This is a genomic window from Flavobacterium sp. 28YEA47A (assembly GCF_041262125.1).
Taxonomy (GTDB): domain Bacteria; phylum Bacteroidota; class Bacteroidia; order Flavobacteriales; family Flavobacteriaceae; genus Flavobacterium.
The window spans coordinates 72511-88544 of the sequence record NZ_JBGCCI010000001.1 but is presented as its reverse complement, the minus strand read 5'-3'; the positions used below and the strand labels follow the sequence as shown (position 1 = coordinate 88544).

13 protein-coding genes and 1 tRNA gene are annotated in these 16034 nt (G+C 36.8%); 4 read left to right on the top strand and 10 right to left on the bottom strand.

Annotated elements, in window-relative coordinates:
* Positions 1–2 precede the first annotated feature (2 nt).
* Positions 3–1304 carry a cytochrome ubiquinol oxidase subunit I gene (locus tag ABH942_RS00395; protein ID WP_370028878.1) on the bottom strand — a complete coding sequence of 434 codons (1302 nt, stop codon included), beginning with the start codon at positions 1302–1304 and terminating at the stop codon, positions 3–5.
* Between the two features lie 322 nt (positions 1305–1626).
* Between ABH942_RS00395 and ABH942_RS00390 the strand changes: the two genes are divergently transcribed.
* A complete protein-coding gene (locus ABH942_RS00390; RefSeq protein ID WP_370028876.1) occupies positions 1627–3117 on the top strand; it encodes an aminotransferase class V-fold PLP-dependent enzyme in 1491 nt (496 codons plus the stop codon).
* On the opposite strand, the gene ABH942_RS00385 is transcribed toward ABH942_RS00390, so the two are convergent.
* Complete coding sequence (locus ABH942_RS00385) at positions 3110–3991, bottom strand: lysophospholipid acyltransferase family protein (protein WP_370028874.1); 882 nt, start codon at positions 3989–3991, stop codon at positions 3110–3112. The two genes, ABH942_RS00390 and ABH942_RS00385, sit on opposite strands and share 8 nt — an antisense overlap.
* A 105-nt stretch (positions 3992–4096) precedes the next feature.
* On the opposite strand from ABH942_RS00385, the gene ABH942_RS00380 reads away from it, so the two are divergent.
* Complete coding sequence (locus ABH942_RS00380) at positions 4097–4720, top strand: rhomboid family intramembrane serine protease (RefSeq protein ID WP_370028872.1); 624 nt, start codon at positions 4097–4099, stop codon at positions 4718–4720.
* Between the two features lie 196 nt (positions 4721–4916).
* Here the strand turns inward: ABH942_RS00380 and ABH942_RS00375 are convergent, their stop codons facing one another.
* Entirely contained in the window at positions 4917–5321 is a 405-nt protein-coding gene (locus ABH942_RS00375; protein ID WP_370028871.1) for a hypothetical protein, read from the bottom strand.
* 633 nt (positions 5322–5954) lie between these two features.
* Between ABH942_RS00375 and ABH942_RS00370 the strand changes: the two genes are divergently transcribed.
* The gene (locus ABH942_RS00370; protein ID WP_370028869.1) at positions 5955–6641 is read left to right on the top strand and encodes an SIMPL domain-containing protein; all 687 of its coding nucleotides are present in this window, start codon (positions 5955–5957) and stop codon (positions 6639–6641) included.
* 150 nt (positions 6642–6791) lie between these two features.
* Here the strand turns inward: ABH942_RS00370 and ABH942_RS00365 are convergent, their stop codons facing one another.
* From ABH942_RS00365 to ABH942_RS00335, 7 genes are all read right to left on the bottom strand, one after another.
* A complete protein-coding gene (locus ABH942_RS00365; protein WP_370028867.1) occupies positions 6792–9350 on the bottom strand; it encodes a hypothetical protein in 2559 nt (852 codons plus the stop codon).
* Positions 9351–9655: 305 nt separating this feature from the next.
* Positions 9656–9955 carry a DUF1905 domain-containing protein gene (locus tag ABH942_RS00360; RefSeq protein ID WP_370028865.1) on the bottom strand — a complete coding sequence of 100 codons (300 nt, stop codon included), beginning with the start codon at positions 9953–9955 and terminating at the stop codon, positions 9656–9658.
* Positions 9956–10003: 48 nt separating this feature from the next.
* Positions 10004–10474, bottom strand: a complete 471-nt coding sequence (locus tag ABH942_RS00355; protein WP_370028863.1) for a GNAT family N-acetyltransferase — start codon at positions 10472–10474, stop codon at positions 10004–10006.
* Between the two features lie 136 nt (positions 10475–10610).
* Positions 10611–10691 (bottom strand) — tRNA-Tyr (locus ABH942_RS00350).
* Positions 10692–10846: 155 nt separating this feature from the next.
* Positions 10847–11995, bottom strand: coding sequence for a redoxin domain-containing protein (locus tag ABH942_RS00345; RefSeq protein ID WP_370028862.1), 1149 nt, complete (start codon positions 11993–11995; stop codon positions 10847–10849).
* A gap of 82 nt (positions 11996–12077) precedes the next feature.
* A complete protein-coding gene (locus ABH942_RS00340) occupies positions 12078–13490 on the bottom strand; it encodes a rhodanese-like domain-containing protein (protein WP_370028861.1) in 1413 nt (470 codons plus the stop codon).
* 19 nt (positions 13491–13509) lie between these two features.
* Positions 13510–13836 (bottom strand): TSUP family transporter, encoded by a 327-nt coding sequence (locus tag ABH942_RS00335; protein WP_370028859.1) that lies wholly within the window; start codon positions 13834–13836, stop codon positions 13510–13512.
* Between the two features lie 191 nt (positions 13837–14027).
* Here ABH942_RS00335 and ABH942_RS00330 point away from each other — a divergent pair, with 191 nt between their 5' ends.
* Positions 14028–15995 (top strand): endonuclease, encoded by a 1968-nt coding sequence (locus ABH942_RS00330; protein WP_370028857.1) that lies wholly within the window; start codon positions 14028–14030, stop codon positions 15993–15995.
* Positions 15996–16034: the final 39 nt, after the last annotated feature.

The window sequence follows — 16034 nt, the reverse complement described above, 5'->3', positions numbered from 1 at the left end:
CTTTAGTTTTCAGAGTTATTAAGTACTTTAATTTGGCGTATCATCAGCCAGGTCACCGCGACGGAAAGGATAGCATATAATATCACATACAGATAAAAGCTATAGATCATTCCCGGCATAGGCGTTACGGCATCTTTTGTACGCATCACATTGTGGATTATCCAGGGCTGTCGACCTACTTCCGTAACAATCCATCCGGCTTCCAGTGCTAAAAAGCCAACTGGCGCCAAGCAGGCAAAATACAGCCAGTATTTTTTAGAAGCCTGCCATTTTTTCTTTTTAAGGCTGATAAAATAAAGCAGACCGGAAAACATAAGCAGCGTTCCCAAACCAACCATAATCTGGAAAGCATAATGGGTGATAGCAACCGGCGGATGGTCTTCTTTTGGAAAATCATTCAGGCCTTTTACTTCAGCATTAAAATCTCCAAAAGATAAAAATGAAAGCGCTTTCGGAATTTCGATCTTATAACTTACGGTTTGTGTTTCTTCGTCTACAATTCCGCCAATATACAGAGGTGCACCTTTTTCGGTTTCATAATGGGCTTCTAAGGCTGCCAGTTTCACCGGTTGTCTCTTGGCAATGTCTTTGGCAGAAAGGTCGCCGCTCAAAGGCTGAAGCAAGGCTGCGACAGCTCCAAAAACAATGGCTATCTTAAAGGCTTCAAGATGAAGTTCTGTATTTCTGTTTTTATAAATCTGCCAGGCATGAATTCCTGCTACCGCAAAAGAAGTGGCAACAAAAGCAGCCAGGGTCATGTGTAATGCCTGAGTAAACCAGGCCGGATTAAGGAAAGCTTTTAGCGGATCGATATTGAGGAATTCACCATTTATGTAGTCAAAACCGGATGGAGCGTTCATCCAGCTGTTAGCTGAAACTACTAAAATTCCAGAAGCAACACCGGAAAGTCCCACGATAATTCCTGTTAGCCAATGGAATTTTTCAGGGAGTTTGTTCCAACCATATAGATAAAAACCTAAGGCCAGCGCTTCAACAAAAAAGGCAGCTCCTTCGAGAGAAAAAGGCATCCCGATAATAGGGCCGGCATGTTTCATGAATTCAGGCCATAACAATCCCAGCTCAAAGGATAAGGCTGTGCCTGAAACAGCACCAGTCACAAAGAAAATAGCGACGCCTTTTTGCCAGGATTTTGTCAGTTTTAGAAAGACAGGCTTTCTTGTCTTTAACCATTTGTAATGTGAAATTACCATAAAGAAGGGCATCACCATTCCAATACAAGCAAAGACGATATGGAAAATAAGGGTGAATGCCATCTGCATTCTAGCAGCATCTAAATTATCCATAAGAGTTTCAATTTAGCCTAACAAAGATAGTTCAGAAAAGGCAGGAATCCTTGTTTTTTCCAGCTTAAATTGCTTTAAAATGAAGATTTTATATAAAAAACAGGAAGCAAAATGAAATCAAATTTTTAACAAAAAAATAGCTTTGGGATAGAATAGGGGAGAAAAAAATAGTTCGTATCAAAAAAATCATAAAAGAGCCAATTTTATGAAAGGTTTTAGCGTTTTTATGTTACGGGAAAAATAACAAATTTTGATATTTCTGTTTTTTGACATGATTTGGAATCGGCAAAAAATAGTATCTTTGGAGCAAATAAATAGCATAATGACCACAACCGAAATGTCAACCGAACTTGAACAGTATTTTCAACAATTCCGAAACAATATTATAGGAATTGACCAGGAATTTATTTCTCCTTTTGGAAAAAAAAAAATCATTTATACGGATTGGACGGCGAGTGGCCGCCTTTATCGCCCGATAGAGGAAAAGCTTATGAATGATTTTGGGCCGTTTGTAGCAAATACCCATACCGAAACGACTGTTTCCGGAACGGCTATGACAATGGCCTATCATGAAGCACGACATATTATCAAAAAGCACGTCAATGCAAATGAAGATGATATACTAATTGCTGATGGAACCGGTATGACCGGCGTTATTAATAAATTTCAAAGAATTCTGGGATTGAAAATTCCTGAAAACCTTCGTGAGTTTACAGCTATTCCAGACGAGAAGCGACCAGTTGTTTTTGTTTCGCATATGGAGCATCATTCCAATCAGACTTCATGGCTGGAAACCATTGCTAAAGTAGAAGTTATTCCGGCTTGCGAAAAAGGCTTGCTGTGTATGGACAGTTTTAAGGCGCTTTTAGATAAATATAAAAACCATACGCTAAAAATTGCTTCCATTACTTCGTGTTCGAACGTAACAGGCATCAGGACGCCTTATCATGAAGTGGCAAAATTAATGCACCAGAACAACGGTGTTTGTTTTGTAGATTTTGCCTGCTCAGCTCCTTATGTTGATATCAATATGCATCCGGAAGATAAAGAAGCCTATTTGGATGCTATTTTCTTTTCTCCTCATAAATTTCTTGGCGGACCTGGTACTTCAGGAATTCTGATTTTTAATAAGAAACTATATAAGAACATGATTCCGGATCATCCGGGTGGAGGAACGGTTTCATGGACAAATCCTTGGGGCGAGCATAAATATCTTGATAATATTGAAGAGCGTGAAGATGGCGGAACTCCGGGTTTCCTTCAGGCCATCAAGACAGCCTTGGCAGTTAAGCTCAAAGAAAAAATGGGCGTGAAGAATATATTAAAAAGAGAGCATGAAATAATTGACTATGTTTTTTCTGAACTGGGCGCTGTTCCCAATATAAATATTTTGGCAGACCAGCATAAGGACAGGCTAGGCGTAATTTCTTTTTATATAGACGGATTGCATTTCAACTTGGGAGTTAAGCTGTTAAATGACAAATTCGGAATACAGACCCGAGGCGGTTGCAGTTGTGCAGGAACTTACGGCCATTATTTACTTCATGTTGATGAAGAAACATCACACGACCTTACGAATTTGATTACGGCCGGAGATTTAATCAGAAAGCCGGGATGGATTAGAATGTCCATTCACCCTACAACTACAAATGCTGAAATTCAATTTGTGTGCGAAAGTATCAAAGCTGTAGCCGAAAACCACGAGGAATGGGCTAGAGAGTATGAATACCATAAAAATTCAAACGAGTTTACTCATAAGAACGCTTCAAACCCTGAAAAGGATTTGGTGAAACAGTGGTTTGGCGCTATTTAGGAGATTTGTCGCGGAATTTCCAGCGTTTGTGCGTCCACAAATAATATTCAGGAGCTTTTAAGATTTGCTGTTCTACCATACGAAGAAACATATCGGAAATCTGGTAGTTTGGAACTTCTTTCGGGTTATCAACCATTTCTGAAAAAGTGGCTTCATAGTAACCGCGTTTGGTTTTGACCACATCCACAAAAATTACATTCAAGTCCATTCGTTTGGCAATCATTTCGGCTCCCGTATGCATTGGTACGCTTACGCCAAAAAATTCTCCCCAATGAAAAGCTTTGGATGCTTTAGGAGACTGGTCACTAGCAAAGCCATACACGCCTTTTATATCATTTTTTTGATTTTCATGGATGACATTGATGGTTTCCTTTGTATCAATAAGATGTGCATGGAATTTTGCACGTATGTTTCTTACCAGCTTATCAAAATATTTGTTGCGTATTGTTTTATAGATGGCATAACCTTTAAAAGTAATTTTTCGGTTCATCGAAATCAGCCATTCATAACTTCCGTAATGGGAACAAAATAGGGCGATGCTTTTTCCTCTTTGTTCCATATTAAGATATACTTCGAGATTGGTGAACTTGAAACGTTTTTCAATTTCTGAATCTGAAATAGTCATTGTCTTTATCATCTCGACAAAATTATCGCAGAAATGATGATAGAATTTTTTTTCTATTATGCGTTTTTCTTCTTTAGAAAGATGAGGAAGGGCAATATCGAGATTTTCGCGAACTGTTTTTTTTCTATAGCCGATAATGTAATATACCAAAACATAGACACAGTCAGAGAAAAAATAAAGCACTCTGAAAGGCAATATAGACATCAGCCACAAGAACGGGTAGAGGAAAATAAAAAGTAGTAATTGCATTCGAGGAATATTTTATGCAAATATAAGGCTAAAGCTGTTAAATAGTATAGTGCTTTTACAATTGATAAAGAAAGGGTTTGTATTTTTACGCTCAAATCACCACTTATGAATATTTTTCTTATCGTTATCATTGCCCTTAATTTGATTGTTAGTTTCAAAGGATTCAACGATTTGTCTTTTTTTAGGAAATATGAATTTCACGTAGGCAGTATACGAGCCGGTGAGCAAGTCCGTATGTTTTCGTCAGGATTTCTTCATGTAGATATTGCCCATTTGGCTTTTAATATGCTAACGCTTTACCTTTTTGCTCCTTATGTGATTTCAGGATTGGGTTCGTTTACTTTTCTTATGATTTATGCCGGTAGTCTTATCTTAGGTAACTTATTGACTATGGCCTTGCATAAAAATGATTACAGCTACAGAGCTGTTGGAGCTTCAGGAGCGGTAATAGGAGTGGTTTATGCAGCTATTTTAGTACAGCCTGCTTTGGAAATTTATTTTATGCCGGGTTATATTTTTGGTATTATCTATCTTTTGTATTCCATTTACGGAATGAAATCCAAAAGCGATAATATTGGGCATACGGCACATTTTGGAGGTGCTATTGGCGGTTATATCATTACTTTGTCAAGAGCGCCTGTTATTATTTCCGAAAATACTTCTACGGTAATTATACTGGCAATTCCAATTGTCATATTATTTATTATGGCAAAAATGGGGAAATTGTAATTTTTTTCTAAAATTTTGTTTTGTGCTTTCTGGATTTTATAGCGCTTAACTTTCAGAGCTTTAAGGTTAAAAATAATTAGTTATTTATTTTAAAGTTTTCAAGCAAAAGCTGTATCGGTTGAATACTAAGTTTTTATAAAGATTGTCAAAAAAGTCAGGTAACGATTTTTGTAAATCTTTGCTATACGTTCGCTTTCTATTCACTTTCGTTTAGCCATTCGTTAGTTCGTCTATTTTGTCCAAGTCCAACTGTGTCAAACTCGTCTTTTCCATCTTTTGCAATTATGCCAAAGTCTTTTAAAACTTTGTTTATTTCCCAATCTCCCCATTCAGATAAATAAATCCTTTTTTGGTTTTCCCAAATTACAGCTATTTGTCCTCCTTCTCCACCAAAATAATCTGCTTCAATATATGCAAATTTAATGTCTCCAACCTGCTTTAATAATTCGACTTCAACATTTTCGGTCAGGTAATCAAATTTTCCAATTGGCTTTGATTCTGTTAGTTTATTTATTTCATCGAATAACTCTGTCGTAAAAGGAATTAATGACAATTCGTGTCCGATATCAACCGCAGTTGCGTTCTTATAAGAATTTGTCAAAATTTTATGATTAGATTTTTTTGTTATAAATGCTTGTAAAATGTAAGTCATAAGTCATTGTTAGCTGTAGCCTGATTGCTTTCAGTTTATTTGTTATTCAGTTTTTCGGCAAATGCAATTATATGTCAGTCAATGTCGGCTTGTTGGTTATTTACGTAAAGAATAGTTTCTATTTGTTAAATGTGTTTCATTTTGTCCATTTTATTTTTACGGCTGGCTTAATCTCAAGTCAAGTCGTGTTTCCCCGTGTTGCTCAATGTCTCCCGACTTTGTGCAAACTATTCATTCGTAGTTTACCTTTTGTTAGCCAAATGTTTTGAAAACAAAAGTATGAAAATATACTGCCAAGCTACAAGAGCAAAACTTGTGAAATATAATTATTTGCACACGAAAGGATTGACTTTGTCGAATTTCATTTTATGCAAAAAAAGGCGGAACTTCAATTTGAAGTTCCGCTTTAAATTATTTATTTAAGTAAATTTAATAGAGAAAGCTCTTAACTTTTTATTCTTTTTATTTTAAAAACTTGTATTTTTATAGTGGTATTGCAAAAATTATTTTCAAAAATCAGAAAGTAATTTTGATATTGGCACGTAATTTGAAAATACTCAGAAAAAATAAACACAAAACACTATGAAAAAAACAATTTTAATCTTGATGACCATTTTTGCAACAGCCGCACAGGCACAGGAAATTAAACAAGTTCCACAGATCAATGTATCTGGAGAAGGAAAAATCAAAGTAACGCCGGATTATGCCATCATCTCTATTGGTGTTGAAAACACAGGAGCTGATGCAGCAGAAGTCAAAAAGAAAAATGATGTGACTGTTGATGCAGTAATCAAATACTTAAAAGGTTTTAAATTGCCTGCATCTGACTACCAGACAAAACAGGTGTACTTGCAAAAAAGCTACGATTACAACAAAAAGAAAAACACTTATGTAGCATCTCAGCAAATTACAGTAACACTTAAGGATCTGTCTAAGTATGATACTTTGATGATGGGGTTGGTTGATACAGGAATCAACAACATTAATGGAGTAGAGTTCAAGTCTACTAAAGTAGCACAGTATGAATCTGAAGCCAGAAGAGCTGCCGTAGCCGATGCAAAAAACAAAGCTATGGATTATGCTTCTGCACTAAACCAAAAAGTAGGTAAGGCTATAATGGTTTCTGATAATTCTCAAACACACTATCCAGTTCCGGTAATGTATGCTATGAAGGCTGGTGCTGCTGAGGATTCTATGCCAAGAGAAACGTTAGCAATTGGAGAAATTGATATTACGGCAAACGTAACAATAAGCTTCTCTTTGGACTAATAATCAAATAGAATAATAAAAAAGCCTGAGGATTTCCTCGGGCTTTTTTGTTGGTATAATTTTAGTCAGCTTCTATTTGTTTTTAGCCAACCGTTTTCAGCATTTAAAATAGATAATGCCTTACAGTCAATATTGCATATTATATTCAAACTATAATTGCTTATTCTTATTTTCAATAGCAAGATTGCTTATCTGTTCCAATAGAGGTGTAGGACTTCCGGCGACTGTAAGTATAGTTGCAGGAAGAATAGTAACCGCCGTTTCGAAGTTATTTAATCCTCCAAACTGGTCACACCACAAATCGTGAAAAAATGCCATATCGTTCATGTAAGGAATTGTGGCTAACAGCCTCATAGGAATAGCTGTTTCAGAAAAGATCTGGAATCCATTATCTGTAGCTGAGGCTAACCCGACAACCGATACGCTTCTTCCAAGCTCTTTCAAGGAAAGGGTTTCGTATCCATCGTTTAAATCAAAATACATAAAGCCTCCAGGCCCTTGCACTGTTTTGAGTATACTTCTGTCTGCCGAATCTCTTAGTATAAAGTATTTGTCGTCAGTGTAGTCTAATTTTAGCTTTAATACCGGGTCTTGCGTTGGAGCCCTTCCTTCAATATCAGCTTCGGTCAGTTTCTTGTAATGGTTGCTTGCAAGGGAAAGTGCCATGCCTTTTAAAAAACCTTCAATTATCGCTTTTTCATCTCCTCCGCTCGCGGCAATAGACACAGCTCCAATAGCAGAAGTTGCTATAGTGCGCTTAAGTAGTTCGTCTGGTTCTAATATTGTTCCGCCTGTTGCGTTTAATGCTTTTGTAGAATAGGATGTAAGTCCTGTAATGATGCCCGTTCTTAAAGCCAATTCCAAATCGTTGGTTAGCTTATAGGTGTACCAGGCTGCATAGGCTGCTGCTCCGCCCGGACCTCCATATATGGAGGCAGCAGATGAGGCTATTGCATTGAGTAGAGAAGATTTTTGTACCGCTTTTGCCAGATTTTCATCCTGATATTTTAGAGAATCTGTATAACAGTGCCAGATAGCATCGATTATTTTGCCTTCTCGTATTCTTTTCTCTGCATTTGATAGTATTTTTCCATAAACCATAATCTGGTCACCTACAAAATTTACGGAGGCCTCAACCAGCATGCCTAAATTCTGTGTATCTCTTTCTAATTGTTTTCCAATGTCTTGTATTCCCTTTTCAAGATTTTTTCCAAGATTCTGTCCAAATTGTTCCGCTTCATTTCCAATATTTTGTATTCCTATTTCGATTTCTTTGCCTAGAGAGTCAATGGCAGCTATAATTTCTTCAAAGAGAGGCTTTGGTAGGTTTTTTTTGAATTCTGCCTGTGCAATGGCATATTCCTCCAGGATATTCTTTGTGGAATCTTTTAATTCTTGCATCTGTTTGTTAATCGCAGCAATTTTTTCTTTTTCCTCTGCATCAGCCAGCTGGTCGAGATATTCGCTTACTTTTGACTGCCAGATTTCAACTCGTTTGGAATTGAGATTGGCAAGTTGGTTGTATTCTAAGTAGAAAGATGTAGCGGTATTTATATTAGGATATTTCTTTTCTTGCAGTATTCTTTCAATTACATTTATGGCATCTGTAGCGCCTTTTATGTATGCGGCATACATAATGAGCTTTTCTCCCTGTTTATTGTATTGGCTGGCCTCTTCATTCCATCCATCAGGTATTGTAGGCTTATTATTGTTGGGTGTTTCGTTTTTACTATCCATTGCCTCTATTAAGTCGGTATGACTTTCTTCAACGATGAACCCTTCATTAATTTTAATGGGTTTGATTTTAGCATCCTTATCTTTGGGTTTTATGCTATATTGATAAGTTTTATAATTAGTATCAATGGTTAGCTTTTGAAAAATCTGCTGTTCTGTCAGATAGTTTTCTTTTAGAAGCACAGAAACCGAAGGTGATTTATCAAGTTCTGACTGGTCGATCTCCGGTTTTAAAAGAAATTTTTTGAAGTGTATTTCGTAGCTTTGCGTTGCAATCGGAGCATATTTTCCTGCTCCATCTTCTTCCGCCGCTTTTATAATTGTCCTGGTTTTGGTATAAACATATTTTGATGACAGCGCATTAAATAAATCATTTTGTATAGCTGACAGTTGTTTGAAGTACAACATTAGTTCAGAACCCTTCTCTTCTCCATTTTCTTCAGTTTTTACATATTCCAAGTTTGAGGCAAACCATTTCTTATAGGATTGAAGCACGACTGTCATGTAAGAATAGGGTTGTGTTGCAAAAACCATACAGAGGATTTCAAAATTGAGGCATACGGCAATTAAGGGGATATTGATAAAACTATTGGCAGACATAATCTTTCCTCTTGCCAATTGTAGTTCCCGCAGTACTTCATCAAAAATCAAACTTATTTTTTGGTCTGTTAATGTTCCGTTGTCCCTTTCAATAATAAATGCTTCCATCTTTTCACGTAAGATCAAAAAGAGGCCTTGCACGTTATTTTCATAGAGGGCTTGTACTGTTTTAGATGGTGTGGCACGTAATTCCTGCTCGATCTGTTTCTGCTTCTTAATAATAGTGTCAAGAGAGTTTTTTATGAGATCTATTTTTGAAGACATATTTTCCAGCATTTTCATCTGTATATTAAGGAGATTGCCGAGGGAAGCATAGCTTTGGTCGCCGAATATATCGCCTATACCGCTAGTTAGTAAGGTTAGTGTGTTGAACATAATTATTGACTTTTAGGTTTTTGTTTTGTTACAATCGTCAATGAGGGTTTTTGTAGTTGCTGTATCAAGTCTGTCTTTTTCTATAAATTGCATTGATGACTGTTCATTATTTAAATTTATAGAATATGAGATTGCGAAAAAATAGCTAGATATAGCTATTTTTACTGATGCCTTAAGTTGTTTGGATGCCAGGGAGTATAGTAGATTTGGAGGACTGCTAATTATTCCGAAAGTGTTGAGAAAATCAATACATGGGTTACATTATAAGCAAAGATTTTTTACAGGACATTTTATTGTCTATTGCTTTATACCCAAACAGTAATTTTAATTTCTTTGTTTGTTTCGAGTTTTTCTTTTTTGCGGATTTCTGCTTTTAACGGAAGTAAATATGTTTTGTGTTTTGTGTCAAACCAAATAGCGGTTTCCCATTGGCTGTTTTCTATTTTTGCAGTTGCCTTTAATCGTCCCCAACCTTGTTCCTCAGATTTTAGGTTATCTCTTATTTCCTTTGCAATCTCCTTTGGAAGCGAAATGAAATGCCAGCCACCTTGACCAGAGTGTAGCCAAATTTTTGCTGAAAACTCATGTTTTATTCTAGCATTCATTTTTAGGTATTAGGTAGTATGGTTTATCTTATGCAGCCGTTTTTAAAGTTATAATTGTTTTGTCATTTTATAATTTATGATTTCTACTCCTTGTCTTATGTTTGTCTGCTCTTGAAGTATTTTAAATCCATTTCTTTCAAAAAAAGGTTTTGCGGTTTTACTAACATCAGAGTCCAAAGAGTATTGTTTTAGCTGTCTTGCTTTGGCTTCAATGGTATCGAATAATCGTTGTGCAATTCCTTGTCGCTGATGATCTTTGTGTACGTATAAAAAGTCAAGATAATTGCCGTTGTTGAGTGTTGCAAAGCCAACTATTTTGCTTTCCTCTTGGGCTACCATAACAAATTGCTTTGTCATAATTTCCTGCCAGCGTTGTTTGTTTTTAACGCTTGAAGTCCATGCTTTGATTTGCTCAGTGCCATAGTCGGCGGTGCAAATTGTTGTTATAGTATCCACAAACAGTTTTTGCAATTCTGTCAAGTCGGTTATTTGTCCTTCTCTAATTACAAAATTTTGCATTCTATTCCTTCAGGGTTTTGATAATTTATATCATTTCTCTTAGAAAACCAAGTTAAGTACTTTTTTTTAAATCGTTACGATTTGATATAAAACAAAAAAACCTGTAAATCTAAATTTACAGGTTTTGCATTTGTTGTGGGGGGAGCAGGATTCGAACCTGCGAAGGTTTCCCAACGGATTTACAGTCCGTCCTCGTTGGCCGCTTGAGTATCCCCCCGCCTTGCTTATTGCGGTTGCAAATATAGCACTGTTTTTAGTTTATGCAAGTCTTTTTAGTAGATATTTTACAACAAAATTTTAATGTATTGGTAATGAATAAAATAAAAAAATCTCCACAAGGGAGATTTTTATGATTTGATTCGAGATAGGGAATTAAGCGCCCAAAAGCTCTTTTACTTTTGCTTTCAATTCTTCTCCACGTAGGTCTTTTGCAACAATTTTTCCTGATGCATCAAGGATGAAAGTCGCAGGAATTGAAGTAATGTTGTATTTTTTAGCAATAGGATCTTGCCAGAATTTCAAATTTGAAACATGTGTCCAAGTTAATTTATCAGCTTCAATTGCCTTTTTCCAGCTTTCTGCTTCACCTTCTCTGTCTAATGATACTCCGATAATGTTTAGCCCTTTATCGTGGAATTCATTGTATAATGCCACAACGTTTGGATTTTCCTGACGGCAAGGTCCGCACCATGAAGCCCAGAAATCAATAATTGTTACTTTTCCTAAAGATTCTTTTAGTGAAACTGTTTTACCTTCTGGATTTTTAGCTGAAAAATCAGGAGCTTTTTTACCAATTTCAACTGCTAAACGATTATCTAGCTTTTCTTTAATCGCTTTTCCTGGCTTAGTATTTTTTAGTTCAGAAGTAAGGGCATCATATATTTTCTGAATTCTTGCGAAATCTGGTTCAGGCGTATTGAAAAGGCTTTGTGTGATTAATGCACTAACGAATGATTTTGGATTTTGCTCTGAATAGCTGTAATACTTTTGTATAATCGGATCTTGAATTTTTGCATATTCCTTCATCAGCTGATTGATTACGGCAGTATCTTTAGCCTGTTGTGCCATCGTCATTCTCTCCATGTTAGCTTCTTGGAAAGCCATAGCTTTTTTCTGCATATCTTTTTGGATAGCTTGAGTATCCAGTTTGAATTTGCTCAATTCTTCGTTGTTATACGTTCCGGTAACTTTTGATTTTGCAAGAGTGTCTTTATCGACAGCAATTTTAATATCACCGTTTTCAAGAACGAAATCAATTTGTCCTTGTTTTGATTCAATTTTTAGAAAGTGGATCGATGGTTCTGTAGCTATACCTTTAATCTCAAATTTTCCATTTTCGACTTTTACAGTATCAACAGGAATCATTTTTCCCATGATTTCTTCATCCTGCTTTTGAAGGATTACAGTTTTTCCATTTTCGACACCGGTTACAGTACCTGTAATAGTATATTCACCATCACCTGTTTTTTTGCAGGAAACCATTAATGCCGTAACAGAAAGCAATAAAAGGATTTTTTTCATTTTTAATTTCATTTTTGAATTTAGTTAGCAAAAGTATTTAAAATTATAATCTGATTGTGGCAAACTGCCTAAATTTTAAGAATTATTTATTGGTTGAAGGACAAACAAATGCAGTCAGTTTAGCGCTGGTTTTTCGGATACCCGCCATTCCTTTTTCTACATTAATCATATTATGGTAGCCTCTCGATTTTAATATCGATGCCATGATAACTGAACGATAACCACCGGCACAATGCAAGTAGAAGTTTTCTTCTTTTGGAACTTCGGATAATTGCTCGTTGACAAAATCTAATGGGATATTTAATGCATTTTCAATATGTTCTGCATTAAATTCGCCTGGTTTTCGGGCATCGACAATAATGCTATTCTCATTTGCTTCCGATTCGAATTGTTCCGGAGAAATCGATTCGATGCTGTCCGTTTCAAAACCGGCTTCTTTCCACGCCGCAATGCCGCCTTTTAGGTAACCTAATGAGTTATCAAAACCAACCCTGGAAAGTCGGGTAATAGTTTCTTCTTCTCTTCCTTCCGGAGTTACTAACAGCAGCGGTTGTTTTACATCTCGGATCAAAGCGCCAACCCATGGTGCAAATCCTCCTTGAATGCCAATGAATATAGAGCCTGGGATATGGCTTTTTACAAAATCGTCTTCGTGACGAACGTCCAATATCAGAGCTTCGGATTGGTTAGCAATAGCTTCAAATTCTCTTGGAGTTAATGGCTTAAATGATTTTTCCAATATGTTGTCAAGACTTTCGTAACCTTGAATATTCATCATCACATTTTGTGGGAAATAAGCAGGCGGTATTCCTAAACCATCAAGAAGCTCTGCCGTAAATTCTTCACGGCTCATGTCGGCTCTTAAGGCATAATTTGTTTTTTTCTGGTTGCCCAATGTGTCGGTAGTTTCCTTGCTCATGTTTTTTCCGCAGGCGCTACCGGCACCATGGCTAGGATACACAATCAATTCATCAGGGAGTACCATGATTTTGTTTCTGAGCGAATCGTATAAATACGACGCTAGTTTTTCCTGTGTCAGGTCGCTTGACATTTTTTGTGCCAAATCAGGACGTCCAACATCACCTATAAACAAAGTATCGCCGGTAATGATTCCGTGTTGTTTTCCGTTTTCATCTGTTAGGAGGTAACACGTACTTTCCATTGTATGCCCTGGCGTATGGATTGCTTTTATGATATAAGCACCCACTTTGAATTCCTGCCCGTCTTCAGCTATAATAGCTTCAAAATTAGGGTTAGCCGTTGGGCCATACACAATCTGTCCTCCTGATTTTTTAGCAAGATCCAGATGCCCTGAAACAAAATCAGCATGGAAATGTGTTTCAAAAATGTATTTTATTTTCGCATTGTCTTTTGCCGCGCGGTCAATATACGGCTGCACTTCGCGTAAAGGATCAAAAATAGCCGCTTCACCATTGCTTTCCAGATAATAGGCCGCTTGAGCAATACAGCCAGTATAAATTTGTTCTAATTTCATAATTTTTATATTTCAGAATCTAAAGGAGCAACTCTTTGGCTGGTATTACTATTGACATGGCCAATACAAACCAACCAAAACCTTTTTTTAGATTTTTTTCATTGATGAACTTATTGAGGTATATCCCTGCAAAGATACCTAAAATAGAAATAAAAGAGAAAATAAATAGGATGCTCGAATCAATATCAATATTGCCTATATCGCCCGTAAATCCGATAAGTGAATTGATAGCGATGATAAATATAGAATTTCCTATTGCTTTTTCACAGGCAACTGGGAAGATAGAACAAAACAGGAATGATTTAAAAGCCTCCATCGGTACTGGCAAGACCTGGAACCAATCCAATAATGAGTGCTCCAGAATAATCAAAAATAACTTGAAACTATCCAGTAAATGTATTAAAACTATTTTATCCTTCTTTTGCTGATCATAGATTTTAAGTTGGTTTGCTTAGCTTCGATCTGCTCCTTGATAATGTTAAATAGGAGCTTCACTAATATTAAATGCTTAATTTTGAAGCTTAATCAAAATTACACATGATAAAAAATTATTTTTCTGTTTTACTTATACTTTGTTCTGTTTATTTTTCTCATGGACAGGTAGTTATAAACGAACTGGATTCTGATACGCCTAGTATTGACGATAAAGAATTTGTTGAACTTAAATCAACTACACCTAATTTTTCACTCGACGGATATGTACTTGTCTTTTTTAATGGAAATGCTGAATCAGCGAGTACCGGAAATAAAAGTTATCTGACGATTTCGTTAAATGGCCTTACGACAGATGCAAACGGATTAGTGCTGATTGGAAGTAACGGAGTTTCTCCTGTTCCTCAAAGAATTATTGCCGATAACGTGATCCAGAACGGAGCAGATGCCGTTGCAGTATATCTGGGTTCTGCAGCAGATTTCCCTGATGGTACTTTGGCGACTACAACAAATCTTATTGATGCTTTGGCCTATGATACTAGCGATCCGGATGCAACTCAACTCATGGCATTACTCGGACTGACAATACAGATTAATGAAGATGAAAACGGACAAGGGGCAACTCAATCTATACAAAGAAAACCTGATGGTACTTATGAGGTTAAGGCACCTACTCCGGGAGCAAATAATGATGGGAGTGGTATTGTTTTTAACGGAATATCTATCAGCATTCCATCGCTGGTATATACAGAAGGCGAAAGTTTTCCAATTACATTTTCAACACGGACAGCTGTAACCAGCGATTTGGCTTTTACTTATACATTGGCAAATGGAAGTTTTACTACTGCTGATTTTATAGCCAATACTAATGTGCTGATTCCAGCAGGATCGACCACATTTACAACTACCGTCCAGCTCGTTGACGATGCGATAGATGAAGGAGATGAGATTATGAAAATCAAGCTGGGAACGATACCGGCTGGTTACATAAGACTTAATGACAATATTGAAGTCAGAATAATAGATAACGATTTTTCGGTTTCGCCTTGGGGAACGCCATTGAATCCAACACATGGAGTGGTAGCAAGTACTGCCCCGGCTGGATATTATGATTCTCTTGAAGGAAAATCGGGGGCTGTATTAAAGCAGGCGGTTCAGGATATTATTGCCAATCCGGCTGTAGTAAGAGCTCATAATTATGGTGATATTATCGCCATTTTGAAAACAGCCGACCAAAATCCGTTAAACAGCAATGAGGTTTGGTTGATGTATAAAGAAGTAAGCCGTTCTAAATTTTTGTTTCAGGATAGCGGAAGCGGAGTGGGAAAATGGAACAGGGAACATATTTATCCGCAATCAAGAGGCGGATTTACGAATGGAACATCTGATACTCCTGATGGGATCAATGTTTGGGTGCCGTCTAATGCCAATATGTTAAGCCACGGACACGCAGATGCCCATCATTTAAGAGCAGAAGATGGTCCGGAAAACAGTTCCCGAAACAATAAAGATTATGGGTTGACAGATTATAACGGATTCTCAGGAAATGCAGGAAGCTGGAAAGGCGACGTTGCCCGCGCGGTATTTTATATGTGTGTTCGTTATAACGGACTAAATGTTGTAAATGGAAACCCACCTGATTCGACTGTCGGACAGTTGGGAGATCTTGCCACATTGCTTCAATGGAATGTAAATGATCCTTCTGATGATTTTGAAATGAACAGAAATAATTATATCTATACCTGGCAGCAAAACAGAAATCCGTTTATCGATTATCCTTATCTGGCGGATTATATCTGGGGAAGTAGGGCAGGTGAGGCTTTCTCTCTTTCCGCTCCTGATTTTTCAGATCTTAAGGTATCCCTATATCCTAATCCGGCAAAAAATCATATTACGGTTGCAGGCTTAAATAATCCGGCAACTTTGGAGCTGTTTTCTATTTCAGGACAAAAACTGTTTTCGGCAGATTTTTCTGGAACGTCAACCTTACAGATTAATCTTGCCTCAGGATTGTATATTGCCAAAATCCTTTCAGAAGGAAAAACGGCTATCCGAAAAATAGTAATCCAGTAAGTGAGAAAAAAGTTTACAAAGAGCTAATGGAATCAATCA

What these genes read in the sequence shown, in the direction of transcription:
- ABH942_RS00395 (WP_370028878.1), bottom strand. Translation starts at nt 1,304, where the DNA reads ATGGATAATTTAGATGCTGCTAGAATGCAGATGGCATTCACCCTTATT.
- ABH942_RS00390 (WP_370028876.1), top strand. Translation starts at nt 1,627, where the DNA reads ATGACCACAACCGAAATGTCAACCGAACTTGAACAGTATTTTCAACAA.
- ABH942_RS00385 (WP_370028874.1), bottom strand. Translation starts at nt 3,991, where the DNA reads ATGCAATTACTACTTTTTATTTTCCTCTACCCGTTCTTGTGGCTGATG.
- ABH942_RS00380 (WP_370028872.1), top strand. Translation starts at nt 4,097, where the DNA reads ATGAATATTTTTCTTATCGTTATCATTGCCCTTAATTTGATTGTTAGT.
- ABH942_RS00370 (WP_370028869.1), top strand. Translation starts at nt 5,955, where the DNA reads ATGAAAAAAACAATTTTAATCTTGATGACCATTTTTGCAACAGCCGCA.
- ABH942_RS00365 (WP_370028867.1), bottom strand. Translation starts at nt 9,350, where the DNA reads ATGTTCAACACACTAACCTTACTAACTAGCGGTATAGGCGATATATTC.
- ABH942_RS00360 (WP_370028865.1), bottom strand. Translation starts at nt 9,955, where the DNA reads ATGAATGCTAGAATAAAACATGAGTTTTCAGCAAAAATTTGGCTACAC.
- ABH942_RS00355 (WP_370028863.1), bottom strand. Translation starts at nt 10,474, where the DNA reads ATGCAAAATTTTGTAATTAGAGAAGGACAAATAACCGACTTGACAGAA.
- ABH942_RS00345 (WP_370028862.1), bottom strand. Translation starts at nt 11,995, where the DNA reads ATGAAAAAAATCCTTTTATTGCTTTCTGTTACGGCATTAATGGTTTCC.
- ABH942_RS00340 (WP_370028861.1), bottom strand. Translation starts at nt 13,490, where the DNA reads ATGAAATTAGAACAAATTTATACTGGCTGTATTGCTCAAGCGGCCTAT.
- ABH942_RS00330 (WP_370028857.1), top strand. Translation starts at nt 14,028, where the DNA reads ATGATAAAAAATTATTTTTCTGTTTTACTTATACTTTGTTCTGTTTAT.